This is a genomic window from Vibrio spartinae, assembly GCF_024347135.1.
GTDB classification, from domain to species: Bacteria; Pseudomonadota; Gammaproteobacteria; order Enterobacterales; family Vibrionaceae; genus Vibrio; species Vibrio spartinae.
Map to the genome: position 1 here is coordinate 2,523,612 of NZ_AP024907.1, position 14,908 is coordinate 2,538,519.

A 14,908-nucleotide genomic window follows, 5' to 3' on the forward strand; every position below is an offset into this window, starting at 1 on the left:
AACATATATATGCATTAGGGTAAATATAGAATATATCCATGGAGTGGAATAATGGTCGATATCTATCAAGAAGGAACCGAAGAGTTACTTAAACGAAAAACACCTACATATCGTCAAGCATACAGTGATCGTACTGCTTGGTTAATGTCATGCATGTCGGAACTCGCTTATAAACGTTTTAATGAGTTTATTCCTGGAGTCAACCTCCAAAAATTTGTGGAAGAGGAGCTATCAAAACTAGTTTCGGATCATTCTTCGAGCAAAACCGCTAAATTTATATCTATGGTGCAAGATTTGACGTATGACCATCAAGAGGAACTCAAAGAGCTTAATCAAGATTTAACGTACCTTAATGCAAAGCTGATCAAGACATTTGATAAGAATGGGACACAGGCAATTTTGGTTCAAACTGATCAATTTTATGTGCTGTCCTTTCGAGGAACGGAAGCGACGAGTATCCGAGATATAAAGTCAGACGCAAATGCCGTATTAACTAAATGTAATACAAAGGGTTTTGTTCACTCTGGTTTCAAGAAGGCGTATGAACAAATTGAGAGTGAAATCGTACTTGAATTGAAAAAGCTTGAAGAAGAAGGAAAACCTATATTAATCACAGGACACAGCTTAGGTGGTGCAATTGCCACAATCGCAGCTAAAAAATTGAAATTCAAAAGTGGTATTGCGGCATGCTATACATTTGGTTCTCCGCGAGTTGGCGATCATGAATGGATTTCAGAAATCAAAACGCCATTACATCGAGTGGTTAATGCTGCCGATTGTGTCACGATGCTACCGCCAAACGGTGTAGCGATTGGAGCACTTTCTATGCTTATCGCTTGGGTACCCAATATAGGCCCGAGAGTGAGTGAATGGTTGTCCTCTAAATTTGGGCGATACATACATGCAGGCAGCATGCGTTTCTTGTCAAACTGCAAGAGTGAACCATACGACGATGTACAACTACTTTATCATGTGTCACTCATTTATCGTTTGAAAGCTTTATGGTTCAAAGGCCGAGCTCCAAATTGCCTACTAAAAGACCACTCAATCAGCGTATATCGAAAAAAACTTAAGGTAGTTGCCGAGAAACGTCAGTCCATTAATTAAGAAAGCAATTTCTCACATTATCCTACGTCTTCCTATCAAAGGTTACGTATCATGAAAAAACTATTAGTCATATTGCTTGCTCTCGTGTCATTAACTGGTTGCTCGACAAAGTTACCCACAGAGATTGTGACTCTATCTAGCGGTATGGCACAGCAACTATTGAGCTCACAAAGATCGCATATCACTTTAATTCAATCATACTTCCAAGTGATTAGGCAGCAACGCGAGGATTGGATCCAAACAGTGTGGCTCCAAGCCTACCTGAAAACCTTTATCAAAACTGGAAAGCTTGAAGAAACGGTTCGAGGAGAAGTGATATGGGATCATCTCAACAAGAAATTTACTGCACCCAAAGCACCTTATCAGGATGTTCAAAAGTTTGATACTTTGATGGTTTGGACAGGGCAAGTTCAAAAGCAGCTAGCAAAAAAAAGAAGGGAATTGGTTACCCCTCTTAATAATCAAGAACAAGAGTTAATAGCGAAAGTCAATGCTACTTACGCTCAGTTGCTTGCAAATAATGCGACTATTACGGCTCACCTAGTGAGCATTAAAGATGTAGAAGATGTTCAAACACACTTATTGAACAAAGCTGGATTAGATGGATTAAACGACGATATAACTAAAACATTTAGTAAAATATCAGAAGAATCAAGTAAATTTAATCAGCAGCTGAGCGAAGCAGATAGTAAGTTAGGAGACTAATATGGATGAGTTGGGAAACCAAGCCGCAAAACAAGCAAATTTATCATTATCGAGAGAGCAAGAAGCTTTATTAGTAAAAACAAGTGTTGACCTAGATGCACTAGCTCCCTTAGTTTATGATAAAGAAGAATTGGTAGCGCTTAGAAACGCAATTAAAGAATCGACAGAGCGTAATGAGAACTGTGCGCAGTTAGTCGCGAGGCTACAGAATACAGCACAAATTAGTAACGAAATTATTGGTAAAGTCGTCAATGTAATCAAAGGAACAGTAGTGTAGTTATTTAGATTCGAGCAAGTGATATATCCACTTCCCCGAGACTGTCCTGATTTCTGTGTAATTGTCTAAACTTAAGCCTTAAAAGGCTAAGGACAGACAACATGGATAAGAAAGCACTAGACATGTTTGCTCGTAAACTTATCAGACTCTGATTTCATTAATAAGCAGTGACGTGATATGGATTATCAGAAAATAAAGAAGTCACTCGATCTAATGAATCCACGCCAAACAAGCGCAGTAAAAAGCGATCATAGCCATCATACTTGGGCGTAAATCCTGTTCTGGCATGAGCAATTTTCTGGTTACGGAATATGAGTATGTCGCCACTTTCTAGATTAATTTTCGTTTGACCTTCAATTAATTTGTTATGTAAACGTTGGAAGGCATCATTGGCTTGTTGATCTAAAGGATGAGTAAATGCAGCATCAAAACGAGAATATATGCCTTTCGGAGTAACATTTACAATGGGCACAATGACATGTCCCTTTTGAGAAAATGAATCTGGGTAGTTTATTTTGAAACGCTTCATGGTTAGCGTATGCTGATCTTGTGTGGACAATTTCGTAAAAGCACTTGGAATATCTGAAATAATCGTCGGTATTTTCTCATTATTTCTGACACAAAAAAGAGCCAGATAATCAGGCACACAACTATGGCCTTTTTTTACAGTTTCATTTTTTAGTGACATATGATTATTATCTACATGAAATCCAAGATTTTCTTTTGATCCTAGAGAACTTTTTGTATTTTCGAAACCAGGGATAGGTGTCACATGACGAAATAGTTTTCCATTGTTCTCTCCCTCATAAGTGACAGGGTGAATGTTAAGATGGTTAAACATTGAAGCCATAAAACTATATTGTAGCCCAAGATCTAATTCTCTATTTTTTGCATAAACATCAGAATCAATATTGAATCCCATATTTTTTAAAAAAAGATAATCACGTTGTCCATGGATAAACTGATTTTTCAGGACTTGAGATTCAGCAGATAGAAATGGGTTAAATATGAGATTTATATTATCTAATACATTTTCTGAACTAATATTTATTGATGTACCCATAACCTAACCTTAATGATAACTAATATAATTGTGACGCTATTTTGATTTTTATGTCCGAATCACATCTGGACATGTTTTGACAGTCCGATTTCAGAATTAAATGAATATAACGTTTCTGTATTCATTTCAACTAAACCTTTAAAGCATTAGCTGAATTAAATATATCGAAATTTTTTGAACATACTATTTGTAATCAAAGTGTATTTCAAGTGATATAAAATTGTATTTATCCCCTGTCGAAAACTTGACTCTTTAGCAAAAATACGTAAGTGTAAGTTTCCGTCATTATTTTGATTAAAGTGGCTGTCTGTTTTATAAACCTCAATCAATGGATTATTTATGGTTTCTCTCTTTTTTATTACTTTGTTGGGTGCAATGGTTCCTGGGGCAAGCTTTGTGATCACTGTAAAAAATAGCCTTTGTGGTTCACGGTATTGCGGGATCATGACGGCGGTCGGGTTATCTCTGGGTATGGCTCTCCACGCAGCTTATTTACTGCCCGGGTTGTATTGGTTTCAACATCACTCGACTCATATACTTACGCTCATCACCTGGCTTGGTGCTATTTATCTTTGTTACTTTGGATATCGGTGCCTTCAGGCTCAGCCCAGAGAAGCAAATGGCATCCATCTAAATCACCAACATATCACTCCGACGCAATCTTTTTTATCCGGGTGTATAGAGACATTTAAAATGAAAAACTAGGGATTAGGTGGGATTTCACAGGATTAAATGGGAATACTTCGGCTTAATCCTTTTGATGGCGTGGGTTTCAGAACGTTGCTCCTGATTCCTGCGCTTTATTTTTGTAGCTTTTTAAAAATGAGCACTGGCCCCCAACCAGTGCATTTTAAGCCCATAAAAACGATAATAAACACATCTCTATAATCAACGTTTAAATCGCCTTTAAATTCGATTTGTAATCAGTCCAGATTCACAGAAATAACCGCACCCCTAATAACTACTTCAGATGCTTTTAATTCAATGCTGCGAACCTTTGCTTGTTCTCCATTTGAATCTTGTACTGCTTGTACAATCTGGTCTGCGAGGGTTTTATTATTTTGAGCTCTTTCTATATTGATCGGAACAACATCGCATTCTTTTGACACGAAAAACTCCTTGTTATATTAGCCAATGACGTGACGACTTAGTTATATTTATGTCATCAAAAAGCATGATACTGATCCAAAATATCGCGTCAATACTGGTATAGATGCAGAGTTGCTTATAGAACTAGCTCATGATGCTAGTTCTAATAACGAGTAACAATATGATTCATCTAAGTTTTTATCATCAATGGATGCGAGATAAATTAGTGTAATAATTTTCGCTTTTTTAGACGCATTTACTCGCAGCCCCTTTTTGCTACACAATAACTCAACAGCTTCAATGGATTTTTCCAATATACGCTCATCAATTAGTCCCGACTTCTCCACGTTGTATGTAGGTGCTGGCTCTGAAACACCACTAGATATGTTCAGTGCTGCTTGTGTTGATTGAGGAAAACTTGATATGTGATATTCAAACGCTCTCCCTTTGATTCCCGTCGGTTTACGTTTTAACCAATTCTCATTTCTAGCCTTGTTTGTTACTCCTTGTGGAGTCTCTGGCATCCCAGGTTTACCAACTAAGTCTTTTGTTAAAAACCATTCTTTCATTTAAAGAGCCTTAAAAGAAACAATTCTTTCATTCAAAATTAATTTTATTTGATTTTAATTTTTATATATAAAACAACATCTTGAAAAATAAAACTCAAAATCATCCCAAACTCTTGAAAGAAACAAATTGCTTTTAAGTTTCTTTCAAGCTAATCTCTTTCATACACCGAGGGGTAAACCTGCGGAATTACACCAAGAGGTAACTTTTTAGGGTGGCATGAGATGGATAAAGAATCAATAAAGAAAGATTGGCATCGTGCAGACATTGTTGCTGCTTTACGTAAGAAAGGTCTTTCATTAACCAGCCTTTCTATTGATGCTGGTTTAGCACCGGGAACACTCAAGAACGTAATGAGAGTTAAGTATCCAAAAGCTGAAGAGATCGTTGCAACAGCATTAGGTGTTGAACCATCAGTTATTTGGCCAAGTAGATATCAAAAGGGATAGTAATATGTGGGTTCAAGCTAAAGAACTGATTAATCTGGCTGGATTGCCGGGGACGCCTCAAGGTATTTCATATAAAGCTAGAACTGGTGGATGGGTAAAGCGGAATGTTGAAGGTGTGAAAGGACGAGTATATGAATACTTGCTTTCAAGTCTCCCAGCATCTGTACAGTCTGCGGTGTTGAAGAAACAAAATAAGATAGTCATCGATAACCAAATATTCGATATTCCAAAGCAGCGCAATGCTCAAGAGAAATACTCTGCTGAAGCATTATGGGATCGCTACAACAAATCGAATGCAAAATCGAAAGAAAAAGCACAGAAAGCGCTGCTTTCAGTCCGTGCGGTAAAAACTCTCCTTGCCAATAAAGTTCCAGCAATGGACGCATACGACGCAATCAGTGATGAATACTCAGTTCCTACACCAACACTGCGGCGGCATGTCAAAAAAGTCGAAGGAATTGAGGAATCCGACTGGCTCCCCGCTCTGCTATCCGGTCACTGTGACGGAGCTAAAGCAAGACGCGAGAATCAGTTCGCTGAAATATCTCCCGATGCATGGGCGGCATTCAAAGCTGATTACCTTCGTCTTGAGCGTCCATCCATCGCCAAGTGCTATGAACGCCTGCTAAAAGCCGCAAAAGAGCATGACTGGATAGTACCTAGTGTTAAAAGTATCACCCGTCGGATCGAAAAAGAAATCCCGATGCAACAGCGAGTATTACTGAGAGAAGGTGAACACGCATTATTGCAGATGTACCCACCGCAAGAACGGAGCGTCGCAGATTTGCACGCGATGGAATGGATCAACGGGGACGGATATCAACACAACGTGTTTGTCAAATGGTTCAACGGTGAAGTTCTACGGCCTAAAACTTGGTTTTGGCAGGATGTTCATACTCGCAAAATCGTCGGCTGGCGCTGTGATATCAGCGAAAATACGGACAGCATACGTTTGTCACTCATGGACGTCTGTCAGCGTTACGGCATCCCCAAAGAAATCACGATCGACAATACCCGAGCCGCTGCAAATAAATGGATGACAGGCGGTGTACCAAACCGCTACCGATTCAAAGTCAAAGACGATGACCCTATGGGAATCATCCCGATGCTTGGTATCAAGCTGCACTGGTCTAGCGTCATTCTTGGTAAAGGTCATGGTCAGGCAAAACCAATTGAACGCGCATTTGGTGTCGGCGGGCTGGATGAATACATCGATAAACACCCGTCCCTTGCGGGTGCATATACTGGCCCAAATCCAATGGCTAAACCGGATAACTACGGCTCCACTGCTATTGATGCTGATGTATTCCTGCAAACTATTGCTTCTGGTGTTGAGATGTATAACGAGCGTCAAAACAGACAGACAGAAGTCTGTCGCGGGTTTATGTCATTCGATGAGGCATTCCGTATCAGTTACGAAAATGCGCCTATCCGTAAGGCAACCTCAGCACAAATTCAGCTCATGATGTTACAAGCGGAAGCTGTGCGTGTATCACGTCACGGCACCATCGTTCTTGAATCAGGCGGATCTTTAGCTGGTCGTAAGAACCGCTATTTCAATGAAAAGCTCATGGATCTGGTCGGTAAAAAAGTTGTCGCTCGATTCGACCCACAGCAACTGCATGAGTCTGTTGAGATATACACATTGAACGGGGTCCACATGTTCACTGCTGAATGTCTCGATAAAGCCGGGTTCGGCGATACGCAGGCAGCTCGTGAGCATAAACGCAAACGTACTCAATTCACCAAAGCCCATAAAGCAGCAGCTCAGGCCCAGCAAGAAATGTCTGCATTGGAAGCGGCGGCCATGCTGCCGGAACCAGAAGATGATACCCCTCCTGAGAGTCGGGTTGTCGAAGTCTACCGGCCTTCAATTTCTGTTGGAAATACCGCAATTGCAGCTTCTGTTCATCAAAATGAACCAGAGGAAGACTACGAAGAAAACTTTCAAAACGCGGTTGCATCATTGATGGAACAGCGTCGCAAAAACCGCCTTTAAACCTTAGCGAGGAATAAACATGGAAATGGAAAACGTCGTGGCTTTATCACCATCATCGTTGGCATATCAGACGGATATTCTGATGCAGGTCAACGCAGTTCTTGAGTCTAAATCACTCTCCGCCGCACAACTTGCGAAAGAGATCGGCGTATCACCGGCGACGCTGAGCCAAGTTCTTAAAAGTAAATATCCTGCCGACCCGACGGCCGTCGTAGATCGACTCGATAAATGGTTGCGTCTGCGTCAAGAGAAAACTGCAACACCTATCATCAACCCCGGATTTGTGATGACGGAGACAGCAAAACTCATCACGTCAGACCTGACCTATGCACAAGTGACAGAATCCATTGTCGTGATATTCGGCTCGTCCGGTGTCGGTAAGTCGGAGACCCTACGCGAGTACAAGCGCAACAACAATAACGTGTGGATCGTTACCGCAAGCCCGAGCCGCTCCGGTTTGACTGAGTGTCTGTATGAGTTAGCGATGGAATTAGGGCTGGATGATGCGCCCCGGCGTAAAGGCCCATTGTCCCGCGTTGTTCGCAACCGACTGCGCAATAGTGAGGGGTTAGTGATCATTGATGAAGCCGATCATCTCGACTATCCGACACTTGAGGAGCTACGCATTCTTCAGGAAGAAACAAATATCGGCATGGTGTTCACAGGGAATAACAAAGTCTACACCCAACTGACAGGGGGGCGGAGGAATGAAGACTTTGCACGGCTATTTTCTCGTATCGCTAAAAAACGCGGCTTGCACAAAGTTCGCCAGTCAGACGTTCGAGCCGTGGCAAGTGCATGGAAAATTTCAGGAACGGCAGAACTGAATTTGATGCATCAAATCAGCGAACGGCCCGGTGGCCTGAGGCTGTTAACCAAGACCCTGAAATTATCGGCAATGTACGCAACGGGCGGAACAATCACCGTAGCCGTAATGCGTCAGGCTTTCTCAGAATTGGAATCAAATGAGTGAGGTGTGTAATGGAAGAATTAAGCAATGCACAACATCTGGTTCACAACATACGAAGCTTACGCTCGATTCATAGCCGGATAAACAAAATGGCTGGTAACTGGGATGAAGTACACATGGGCTATTACATCGATCTGGGTGAATTGGCCGAAGAAGTAGAACGCCATCTTACCGAGTTTGAGCAATACCTGATTGATGAAAAGTTACACGCGAAGGAGAAGCGAAATGACAACTGAACGCGATGCATCGCATGTGATTAAAAAACTGCGGCAATACGGTTGTGATGTACTGGCAGCAATGAAAACCCCTCGTTGTCGGTTCGTTATCAGAATTGCCAAACCAACATCTGAAATGGCAGTTCGAGCGACACCGATTCATCAATGTCTGAACGGTGTCCCATCGGTGGTTTATACGATGCAACTGGATGGCTGCATCATTCAGTGGAACGGAGGTGAGCCATGCAATCATTGAGCGCCCAGATCGTGATTAACTTGTCACTGAATGTTGAACATGGCTGCGTGGATTATATCGTCACAACTCATGAGGGCGAGTGTCACGGCATTAATCAACTGGCCGAAAAACTGAGAAATTCAGTGATGAAAGAATTACCCGAACACACCCCAAACAATAAAGCGGAGGCACTATGACAGCCCAAACACCGACAGGGTTCAAAACCAATGCGCTGGGACATTTAGTCCCAGAGAGTCAAATCAAAGAGATCGACAAGCTCCGCGATGAAGTAGTACTCGATATCGTGGCGAAAGCTCAAGCCACACAACAGGCAATGGCGGCGTTTAAAAACCAAGCAATGGTGCAAGTCGCCGACTTTGTAGACCTGTCCGCTGAAGAATTCGACGTTAAGTACGGAGGAACGAAAGGAAACGTGACGCTGGTGTCATTCGACGGCAAATACAAAATCATTCGCAGTATTGGTGAACACCGTGTTTTTGACGAACGTATTCAAGCGGCAAAAGCCAAGATAGATGAGTGCATCAAACGATGGTCAGAAGGCTCAACCGACCAGATTAAGGCATTGGTCGAGTTGGCATTCAGGGTGAACAAACAAGGTCACATTGACGTGAATCAAGTGCTGTCTCTTCGCCAACTGAACATCGATGATCCCGACTGGCTGGAAGCAATGGACGCAATTGCCGACTCCATTCGTGTCATAGGGAAAACTCCTTACCTCCGCATCTATGAACGTGACAGTAGCGGTGTATACAAACAGATTGCACTCGATCTTGCCAAGCTTTAATTAAGGGGAAAAGCTATGAGTCAACCCATTACAAAAGAAATGTGGAAAGACATCGAAGCAGAAATGTCAGGCTATTTTTTTGATATTCGATTCTTGTACAAAGGGCATGAAATAGCGGTAACCCGAGTCCATGAGTCCGAGTCAAAGACCAGTCTTCAGGTTTACATAGATGGCGTTATCCAAGGAGCTTGGGCTAATAAAGATTACGCACACAGACCAGTGATTATTCCAGATGTCTGGAAGCTCGTCAGAAAAAGTGTGTATTCACCGACCCAACGAAAAAAGCTCATCAAAGATCTTGGTAAACGTAAAGCAAAAGAATGGTTCCCTAATTTAGAAAAAGTTGTGGAATTTCATGTTCCAAATTTTTCGAAAGCTTCAGTTCTATGTCGCCAATACAAAAAGCTGGAAGGTATCGAACTGAAGAAAGCTGAATGTATGGAGACGATATGAGCGATAGCTTAACTGATTACTATGAAAACCCCGATAAAGATCATGGCGACTGGGATGTCAGGCCGAGTATTCCACAGCGCAAATACTGTGTCGGACACGCAAAAGGATTAGAAACCTTGGCTCAAAAGATGTCGGATGCACTTAAAGGGAGTACGGAACATCAGGACTTAATTGATGAATTCCACAGATTTCAAATTAGATGGATCGAGTAAATATGAAACGAGAACCGAGTGAATATCTGAGTTACGCGCAACATGCTGTCAAACTCGAACAATCAGGAAATCTGACTGATGCTGCGTTTGCATGGTCGTGTGCAGCACAGCAGGCACGCCGTCATCAGAACAGACAATGGGCAGAGTGTCGCTCCGATTGGTGTTGTAAGTGGTCAGTTCGAATTGGTAAACGTGCAGTCGCATAGACAACTGTGGCCCGTTTTCGGGCCTTATTTTTATCGAATAGGAAATATAATCATGTATGCAGAAACAAATATCACACTGAATATTCAGTTCGAGTGTCCCCTATGTGGCAGTAAAAACAACACCGCTGATCATGGGCTGAATCAATCTCTGGAAACTGGTAGCCACAAACTCGAATGTCCGCATTGTCATCAGGAATTCGAGCTGGTTATCAATGAGGCATAGAGAGATGAAAAACAGAAACCAACTCATCCAACTTATTCATGTCGGTAAACGTGAGCTGGCTCTTGATGATGAAACCTATCGTATGCTGCTTGAGGCCGAAACCAATAAATCCTCTTGCGGGAAAATGGGAATCAAAGAACTTGAATCAGTACTCTCAGCGATGGAAGCAAAAGGGTTTAAACGCCGTTTAAAGAACAATAAACAGGGAATCAAAAAACGTTACAGCCCTAAATCAGGGAAAGCCCGTAATGCTGAAATTGATAAAATCCGGGCGATATGGATCACAATGGCAAAGCATGAGTTCATCAGAGATGGATCTGAAACGGCCCTTGATGCTTATGTCCGTCGGATGACTCATCGGAATGCAGGTGATGGTGTCGATCATGTGGCTTGGTGTACGGACAGGCAGGCGTACACAATATTAGAGTCATTGAAAAACTGGCATCGTCGAGTGATGGTTGATGCGATGAATGAGCATTCTTGGATTGTTCCGACTAATGATACAGGAAAACTACTTTGCTATGATGAAATTGCCAATGCTTATAACCGCTATCTGAATACTCTGGTGCAGCAATGACAGATTTCACACGGCAGGACAAACAACTGATTAAGCATGTGATGCAGTTCGGGGGAAAGAGCAAAGAGGCTGCAATCGAGTATCTGAATCACTACTGTGGAAACTGGCAGGGAACGCCGCTTCCTAAAGCAAAACGTATTCAGTCACGGGCAACGGATACGGATGATGAGTAAACTTAGGATGGAAAATATCGTGGCTCAAGGTCGAAAAGATTTTAGTGACGGCGTTCAACTGAAAGATAACCCTCACTTAGATCCAGAATCACGAGCTGCTTGGTTTGAAGGGTGGCAATGGGGTTCTCACTACTCAAAGAAAAAACAAACCGTCAATTAAGGGAAATATATATGATGACTGAAGATGGGATAACACTTCTATATGAATTCGAACATCAGATTTATAACCCCCATGCAACAATCGATGCAGAAGGATAGGATCTGTTTCAAGGAAAGTTGAGCTTGAGGATCATTTCCCTCCATATATTCTTAATTTATCCCACATCAAATAGGAATCGAGGGTGCTTGTGGAAGTACAAAGTGATTTGCTGGAACACGAGACTATCGATCCATCCATATTGGATCACCTCTCTGATTTACCTGAAGAGAAAAACGGTTGGCCTGCGCTGCTGCTGGAAATTCGGGCCGTTCTAAGTCAAGAACTATCACGGCATCATATTGAGAATGAGAAACTCCCCCTCCAGCTTTCATTAGCGATTGGTCAGTACCTGGGCGGTGCTCAGTTCTACTTACCTCGCGGTGATGCCCTGAAACGTTTTATCCGCGATATCGAGATCTGGGACGCATTCCGTGGAAATAATACCCGCCAGTTGGCACGTCAGTACCACTTAACTGAAAAAACCATCTATGAAATTGTGGCTCGTATGCGTAAGATTGAGCAACAACGACGTCAACCGGATCTATTTGGGTAATTGTATGAAAAAAACAATGCTTCTGATTACTTCACTGATAACCTCTGGAACTGTATTGGCACAGAATGGTTACTCTGTCGATGAAATGAAAGATGTACTGAAGTATTCAGGTATCAGAGATATTGACTGGTACAATAAAGGGGATACGGCTTTTGCAGACTTTAAAAACGAGAAAGAAAGTGTGAAAGCTTCATTATCTGTCGGAAGAGGAATGCTCGAAATTCAGCTCAGTTCGGATGCTCCTTTTGATATCTATGGCGCTATTTCTTGTCAGAAGTTAACTAAAATGATCCCTCATGAGGAAACTTCAGGATGGAGTTCTCCACCCACTAATGATGAGAAAAAAATCAGAGCGGTTTTCGATATGGACATGAAACAGAATAGTACCAATGAGGGTCAACTGAATGGATGGCAAATGAAAATACAGAGAAGTCAAAACACAGTTATCTGCTCTGTTATGAAAAAATCATAAAGTAACGATGGACCCTTTCTAGGGGCTTTCTTATATTATCCAATAACCCACGTTAATCTACTTACCCATTCATAAAATCAGACACTAGACCCAACCATTCAACTACTGATACTGGGTCTAGTGATGAAAACTCTCATCTTATATCGCCGCTATTTCGAGCATGGAACATACTCTGTTCTATGTGATGAATATGGCAGTGAATTAACAAAAACAATTGAACGTCCTTGGTTAAACAATCAGCAGGGGATCTCCTGTATCCCGGAAGGCATATATACAATCGAGCCAACCATTAGTCCTAAATTCGGTCATTGTTATGCACTGACTGCGCCAGAGCTTGGCGTCACGGTTAATGGTCCATCCTTACGAACTCATATTCTGTTTCATGCCGCAAACCTGCCGGAACAATTAGAAGGCTGCATAGCTCCCGGAATGCTGTTCGGGGTTCTCCGTGGTAAATGGGCGGTGTTGGAATCAAAAAACGCACTTCAGAAGCTGGAAAATTATCTGGGCGGAGAAAAAGCCCAATTAATGATTAAGGCGGCATAGATGGGCCACAACTGGGAATGGTCACAGCAGCGTGGCCGGGAGAAAAGACTGGAAGCCGAACGTCTGGCATTCACAAATGGTATTCCCACTCCTTCTACTCCACCGTTTCACAGCTACGATGCAACGATGCAGTCATATTTCAATCACGGATGGCATTCTGTTAGTCAGTGTGACATCCGTCTGCATCTGGGGATCGCCAAAACACCGGAAGGAACGGATCTCATCCAAAAAATCAGGAGACTGAAACAATGTTTGCATCACTCGCAGCACTCGCGTTAGAAGCGGGGCCTGCCGTCATTCGCGGCATTTCTTCGCTATTCGGTGGCAGTGATACTGCTGACAAAATCGCATCAGCAGTTGAGACAGTGGATAACACACTGAGCCTGAGCAAGCAGCAGAAGCAACTTGCTATCACTCGTGAACTCCAAAACCTCCCCCCTGAATCAAGAGTCGAGCTGGAACGAATTCAGCTCGAACTTGAGAAAGAAATCACCCGGCGTCAGGAACTTCAACTTCAGGATAAACAGGTGGAGCATCACGAAACACAAGAAACTATCCGGGATGGGGATAAAACAGAAGACCCGTACATCCGCAAGACTCGCCCACTCATGGCACGTCAGTCCTTGTGGGCTGTGATTTTGTATTGCTTCGTTATGGAATTTCTGAAGGCAAAAGGTATCGGAACAGGGGTTGACCCATGGGTCGCGAGTATTCTTTCTTCACCTGCTTGGGCTTATCTCGGTCTACGGACACTTGATGGCTTTGCTAAATATCCAAAAGGCAGTGGTGACAAAGTAACAACGCTGGTCGGGAACGTAATCAAGAGGAAATGAGATGGCAGATGAAAGACTAGTTGTATTAGAGGCTCTGTTCGGCTTGGTTCGTACAGAAGATGGCACTGTCATTACTGGTGTAATTGATTGTGATGATGGCATCGTTTTAGTTAAAAAATAATGCAGGAAATAAATGACAGAACAAATTGACCAGGCGCAGACACTGGAACAGCAGTTTCGGGATATGGCTCTAAATAGAGCCCGGCAGAGTCATCATAAGGAATCACCGGATATTGATGATGACGGCAATCGTTGGTGTTTAAGCTGTGGTATCAAAATTCCAGAGCAACGAATTCAGGCGATCCCACATGCTGTGCATTGTATCCGGTGCCAAACCATCAAAGAGCAGAAGGACAGTAAATGACACCAGAACTCATTCGGACATGGTGGCCGATCCTAGCAACCGCTCTGAACGTGCTGTTCTTATTAATTTGTTTCGTACTGGTAAAGACATTCGCACGGAAAGAAGACCTACAGGCTCTCAAAGAACGGCAAGACAAAATGGCTTCAGAGCATGACGCTCTGGAAAAACGAGTCTCTCAATTACCGGACCATGATGAAGTGTCTGACCTCAAGCTCAGTATAGAAAGCTTACGGGGCGATATTCGAGAAATTCGCCCCAAGCTTGATGGGTTGGATCGTATCAGCAATCTATTACTTGAAAACGAACTCAAGGACAAAGCGTAAATGTCATTAAAACAATTACTCCAAGAAGACCGACGGCTGGTAATTTTACGTGTGCTGAATGAATCCGCAGGCTACACGGCTAATGAATCTATTCTGGATTCAGCGCTGGATGCGTACGGCCATAAAGTGAGTCGTGATGTGGTGTTGGCTGAGCTTGCATGGCTGGATGAACAAGGTTTACTCACCCTTGAAGAGGTTGCCAAAACGCAAGTTGCGCGTGTGACCCAACGCGGTATTGATGTCGCTGAAGGTCAAGCACAGCACCCCGGTGTAAAACGCCCCCGCCCGTAAGG

Annotated in this window: 29 protein-coding genes; 26 read left to right on the forward strand and 3 right to left on the reverse strand. The window is 42.7% G+C overall.

Translation table 11 applies throughout. From position 1 onward, the window contains the following. Positions 1-51: 51 nt before the first annotated feature. Genes OCU60_RS11015 through OCU60_RS11025 form a run of 3 tightly spaced genes read left to right on the forward strand, consistent with a single transcriptional unit; the run spans position 52 to position 2,089 of the window. Positions 52-1,107, forward strand: coding sequence for a lipase family protein (locus tag OCU60_RS11015; RefSeq protein WP_074373349.1), 1,056 nt, complete (start codon positions 52-54; stop codon positions 1,105-1,107). Between the two features lie 51 nt (positions 1,108-1,158). Further along, on the forward strand, positions 1,159-1,812 hold the full coding sequence (locus tag OCU60_RS11020; protein ID WP_074373348.1) for a hypothetical protein: 654 nt from the start codon (positions 1,159-1,161) through the stop codon (positions 1,810-1,812). A 1-nt stretch (position 1,813) separates the two neighbouring features. Then, entirely contained in the window at positions 1,814-2,089 is a 276-nt protein-coding gene (locus OCU60_RS11025; RefSeq protein ID WP_074373347.1) for a hypothetical protein, read from the forward strand. A gap of 157 nt (positions 2,090-2,246) precedes the next feature. On the opposite strand, the gene OCU60_RS11030 is transcribed toward OCU60_RS11025, so the two are convergent. Continuing rightward, entirely contained in the window at positions 2,247-3,152 is a 906-nt protein-coding gene (locus tag OCU60_RS11030; protein WP_074373346.1) for a TauD/TfdA family dioxygenase, read from the reverse strand. Positions 3,153-3,527: 375 nt separating this feature from the next. On the opposite strand from OCU60_RS11030, the gene OCU60_RS23040 reads away from it, so the two are divergent. Next, positions 3,528-3,857, forward strand: coding sequence for a LysE family translocator (locus tag OCU60_RS23040; RefSeq protein ID WP_390903494.1), 330 nt, complete (start codon positions 3,528-3,530; stop codon positions 3,855-3,857). Positions 3,858-4,075: 218 nt separating this feature from the next. Here the strand turns inward: OCU60_RS23040 and OCU60_RS11035 are convergent, their stop codons facing one another. Both OCU60_RS11035 and OCU60_RS11040 read right to left on the reverse strand, forming a co-directional pair. After that, complete coding sequence (locus tag OCU60_RS11035) at positions 4,076-4,261, reverse strand: hypothetical protein (protein ID WP_074373344.1); 186 nt, start codon at positions 4,259-4,261, stop codon at positions 4,076-4,078. A 129-nt stretch (positions 4,262-4,390) separates the two neighbouring features. Continuing rightward, entirely contained in the window at positions 4,391-4,810 is a 420-nt protein-coding gene (locus tag OCU60_RS11040) for a DNA-binding protein (protein WP_074373343.1), read from the reverse strand. 222 nt (positions 4,811-5,032) lie between these two features. Between OCU60_RS11040 and OCU60_RS11045 the strand changes: the two genes are divergently transcribed. From OCU60_RS11045 to OCU60_RS11150, 22 genes are all read left to right on the forward strand, one after another. Next, entirely contained in the window at positions 5,033-5,257 is a 225-nt protein-coding gene (locus tag OCU60_RS11045; protein WP_074373342.1) for a helix-turn-helix domain-containing protein, read from the forward strand. A gap of 4 nt (positions 5,258-5,261) precedes the next feature. Continuing rightward, positions 5,262-7,256: a transposase domain-containing protein gene (locus tag OCU60_RS11050; RefSeq protein WP_074373341.1), complete on the forward strand. Its 1,995-nt coding sequence runs from the start codon at positions 5,262-5,264 to the stop codon at positions 7,254-7,256. Between the two features lie 19 nt (positions 7,257-7,275). Beyond that, positions 7,276-8,229: an AAA family ATPase gene (locus OCU60_RS11055; protein WP_235862181.1), complete on the forward strand. Its 954-nt coding sequence runs from the start codon at positions 7,276-7,278 to the stop codon at positions 8,227-8,229. 8 nt (positions 8,230-8,237) lie between these two features. After that, positions 8,238-8,462: a hypothetical protein gene (locus OCU60_RS11060; protein WP_074373340.1), complete on the forward strand. Its 225-nt coding sequence runs from the start codon at positions 8,238-8,240 to the stop codon at positions 8,460-8,462. Beyond that, the gene (locus tag OCU60_RS11065; protein ID WP_074373339.1) at positions 8,452-8,697 is read left to right on the forward strand and encodes a hypothetical protein; all 246 of its coding nucleotides are present in this window, start codon (positions 8,452-8,454) and stop codon (positions 8,695-8,697) included. Before OCU60_RS11060 ends, OCU60_RS11065 begins: the two co-directional genes overlap by 11 nt. Then, positions 8,685-8,873, forward strand: a complete 189-nt coding sequence (locus tag OCU60_RS11070; RefSeq protein WP_074373338.1) for a hypothetical protein — start codon at positions 8,685-8,687, stop codon at positions 8,871-8,873. Before OCU60_RS11065 ends, OCU60_RS11070 begins: the two co-directional genes overlap by 13 nt. After that, on the forward strand, positions 8,870-9,481 hold the full coding sequence (locus tag OCU60_RS11075; RefSeq protein ID WP_074373337.1) for a DUF3164 family protein: 612 nt from the start codon (positions 8,870-8,872) through the stop codon (positions 9,479-9,481). The genes OCU60_RS11070 and OCU60_RS11075 overlap by 4 nt, the downstream gene beginning before the upstream one ends. A gap of 15 nt (positions 9,482-9,496) precedes the next feature. Then, complete coding sequence (locus OCU60_RS11080; RefSeq protein WP_074373336.1) at positions 9,497-9,934, forward strand: hypothetical protein; 438 nt, start codon at positions 9,497-9,499, stop codon at positions 9,932-9,934. Next, positions 9,931-10,146 (forward strand): hypothetical protein, encoded by a 216-nt coding sequence (locus OCU60_RS11085; RefSeq protein WP_074373335.1) that lies wholly within the window; start codon positions 9,931-9,933, stop codon positions 10,144-10,146. Before OCU60_RS11080 ends, OCU60_RS11085 begins: the two co-directional genes overlap by 4 nt. 2 nt (positions 10,147-10,148) lie before the next feature. After that, positions 10,149-10,352 (forward strand): ANR family transcriptional regulator, encoded by a 204-nt coding sequence (locus OCU60_RS11090; protein WP_074373334.1) that lies wholly within the window; start codon positions 10,149-10,151, stop codon positions 10,350-10,352. 52 nt (positions 10,353-10,404) lie between these two features. Further along, positions 10,405-10,575 carry a hypothetical protein gene (locus OCU60_RS11095; protein WP_159439470.1) on the forward strand — a complete coding sequence of 57 codons (171 nt, stop codon included), beginning with the start codon at positions 10,405-10,407 and terminating at the stop codon, positions 10,573-10,575. 4 nt (positions 10,576-10,579) lie between these two features. Continuing rightward, positions 10,580-11,152: a gp16 family protein gene (locus OCU60_RS11100; protein ID WP_074373333.1), complete on the forward strand. Its 573-nt coding sequence runs from the start codon at positions 10,580-10,582 to the stop codon at positions 11,150-11,152. Then, entirely contained in the window at positions 11,149-11,325 is a 177-nt protein-coding gene (locus OCU60_RS11105; RefSeq protein WP_159439469.1) for a hypothetical protein, read from the forward strand. Before OCU60_RS11100 ends, OCU60_RS11105 begins: the two co-directional genes overlap by 4 nt. A gap of 19 nt (positions 11,326-11,344) precedes the next feature. Beyond that, a complete protein-coding gene (locus tag OCU60_RS11110) occupies positions 11,345-11,485 on the forward strand; it encodes a hypothetical protein (protein WP_261854722.1) in 141 nt (46 codons plus the stop codon). A gap of 181 nt (positions 11,486-11,666) precedes the next feature. Further along, entirely contained in the window at positions 11,667-12,077 is a 411-nt protein-coding gene (locus tag OCU60_RS11115; RefSeq protein WP_083602667.1) for a Mor transcription activator family protein, read from the forward strand. A 4-nt stretch (positions 12,078-12,081) separates the two neighbouring features. Further along, positions 12,082-12,549, forward strand: coding sequence for a hypothetical protein (locus OCU60_RS11120; protein ID WP_139302122.1), 468 nt, complete (start codon positions 12,082-12,084; stop codon positions 12,547-12,549). Positions 12,550-12,672: 123 nt separating this feature from the next. Continuing rightward, entirely contained in the window at positions 12,673-13,095 is a 423-nt protein-coding gene (locus tag OCU60_RS11125) for a DUF5675 family protein (protein ID WP_074373331.1), read from the forward strand. Continuing rightward, positions 13,096-13,374, forward strand: a complete 279-nt coding sequence (locus tag OCU60_RS11130; protein WP_074373330.1) for a hypothetical protein — start codon at positions 13,096-13,098, stop codon at positions 13,372-13,374. It abuts the gene before it with no gap. Then, positions 13,344-13,928 (forward strand): hypothetical protein, encoded by a 585-nt coding sequence (locus OCU60_RS11135; protein ID WP_074373329.1) that lies wholly within the window; start codon positions 13,344-13,346, stop codon positions 13,926-13,928. The genes OCU60_RS11130 and OCU60_RS11135 overlap by 31 nt, the downstream gene beginning before the upstream one ends. A 133-nt stretch (positions 13,929-14,061) precedes the next feature. After that, the gene (locus tag OCU60_RS11140; protein ID WP_074373328.1) at positions 14,062-14,292 is read left to right on the forward strand and encodes a TraR/DksA family transcriptional regulator; all 231 of its coding nucleotides are present in this window, start codon (positions 14,062-14,064) and stop codon (positions 14,290-14,292) included. After that, the gene (locus tag OCU60_RS11145; protein WP_074373327.1) at positions 14,289-14,615 is read left to right on the forward strand and encodes a DUF2730 family protein; all 327 of its coding nucleotides are present in this window, start codon (positions 14,289-14,291) and stop codon (positions 14,613-14,615) included. Before OCU60_RS11140 ends, OCU60_RS11145 begins: the two co-directional genes overlap by 4 nt. Beyond that, positions 14,616-14,906, forward strand: a complete 291-nt coding sequence (locus tag OCU60_RS11150; RefSeq protein ID WP_074373326.1) for a VpaChn25_0724 family phage protein — start codon at positions 14,616-14,618, stop codon at positions 14,904-14,906. It abuts the gene before it with no gap. Positions 14,907-14,908 lie beyond the last annotated feature (2 nt).

Bases quoted from the DNA above. Each gene is read 5' to 3' on its own strand.
- OCU60_RS11150 (WP_074373326.1), top strand. From the start codon at position 14,616: ATGTCATTAAAACAATTACTCCAAGAAGACCGACGGCTGGTAATTTTA.
- OCU60_RS11070 (WP_074373338.1), top strand. From the start codon at position 8,685: ATGCAATCATTGAGCGCCCAGATCGTGATTAACTTGTCACTGAATGTT.
- OCU60_RS11050 (WP_074373341.1), top strand. From the start codon at position 5,262: ATGTGGGTTCAAGCTAAAGAACTGATTAATCTGGCTGGATTGCCGGGG.
- OCU60_RS11120 (WP_139302122.1), top strand. From the start codon at position 12,082: ATGAAAAAAACAATGCTTCTGATTACTTCACTGATAACCTCTGGAACT.
- OCU60_RS11145 (WP_074373327.1), top strand. From the start codon at position 14,289: ATGACACCAGAACTCATTCGGACATGGTGGCCGATCCTAGCAACCGCT.
- OCU60_RS11040 (WP_074373343.1), bottom strand. From the start codon at position 4,810: ATGAAAGAATGGTTTTTAACAAAAGACTTAGTTGGTAAACCTGGGATG.
- OCU60_RS11125 (WP_074373331.1), top strand. From the start codon at position 12,673: ATGAAAACTCTCATCTTATATCGCCGCTATTTCGAGCATGGAACATAC.
- OCU60_RS11075 (WP_074373337.1), top strand. From the start codon at position 8,870: ATGACAGCCCAAACACCGACAGGGTTCAAAACCAATGCGCTGGGACAT.
- OCU60_RS11090 (WP_074373334.1), top strand. From the start codon at position 10,149: ATGAAACGAGAACCGAGTGAATATCTGAGTTACGCGCAACATGCTGTC.
- OCU60_RS11030 (WP_074373346.1), bottom strand. From the start codon at position 3,152: ATGGGTACATCAATAAATATTAGTTCAGAAAATGTATTAGATAATATA.
- OCU60_RS23040 (WP_390903494.1), top strand. From the start codon at position 3,528: ATGGTTCCTGGGGCAAGCTTTGTGATCACTGTAAAAAATAGCCTTTGT.
- OCU60_RS11105 (WP_159439469.1), top strand. From the start codon at position 11,149: ATGACAGATTTCACACGGCAGGACAAACAACTGATTAAGCATGTGATG.
- OCU60_RS11045 (WP_074373342.1), top strand. From the start codon at position 5,033: ATGGATAAAGAATCAATAAAGAAAGATTGGCATCGTGCAGACATTGTT.
- OCU60_RS11060 (WP_074373340.1), top strand. From the start codon at position 8,238: ATGGAAGAATTAAGCAATGCACAACATCTGGTTCACAACATACGAAGC.
- OCU60_RS11055 (WP_235862181.1), top strand. From the start codon at position 7,276: ATGGAAATGGAAAACGTCGTGGCTTTATCACCATCATCGTTGGCATAT.
- OCU60_RS11080 (WP_074373336.1), top strand. From the start codon at position 9,497: ATGAGTCAACCCATTACAAAAGAAATGTGGAAAGACATCGAAGCAGAA.
- OCU60_RS11015 (WP_074373349.1), top strand. From the start codon at position 52: ATGGTCGATATCTATCAAGAAGGAACCGAAGAGTTACTTAAACGAAAA.
- OCU60_RS11095 (WP_159439470.1), top strand. From the start codon at position 10,405: ATGTATGCAGAAACAAATATCACACTGAATATTCAGTTCGAGTGTCCC.
- OCU60_RS11135 (WP_074373329.1), top strand. From the start codon at position 13,344: ATGTTTGCATCACTCGCAGCACTCGCGTTAGAAGCGGGGCCTGCCGTC.
- OCU60_RS11130 (WP_074373330.1), top strand. From the start codon at position 13,096: ATGGGCCACAACTGGGAATGGTCACAGCAGCGTGGCCGGGAGAAAAGA.
- OCU60_RS11085 (WP_074373335.1), top strand. From the start codon at position 9,931: ATGAGCGATAGCTTAACTGATTACTATGAAAACCCCGATAAAGATCAT.
- OCU60_RS11065 (WP_074373339.1), top strand. From the start codon at position 8,452: ATGACAACTGAACGCGATGCATCGCATGTGATTAAAAAACTGCGGCAA.
- OCU60_RS11020 (WP_074373348.1), top strand. From the start codon at position 1,159: ATGAAAAAACTATTAGTCATATTGCTTGCTCTCGTGTCATTAACTGGT.
- OCU60_RS11100 (WP_074373333.1), top strand. From the start codon at position 10,580: ATGAAAAACAGAAACCAACTCATCCAACTTATTCATGTCGGTAAACGT.
- OCU60_RS11025 (WP_074373347.1), top strand. From the start codon at position 1,814: ATGGATGAGTTGGGAAACCAAGCCGCAAAACAAGCAAATTTATCATTA.
- OCU60_RS11140 (WP_074373328.1), top strand. From the start codon at position 14,062: ATGACAGAACAAATTGACCAGGCGCAGACACTGGAACAGCAGTTTCGG.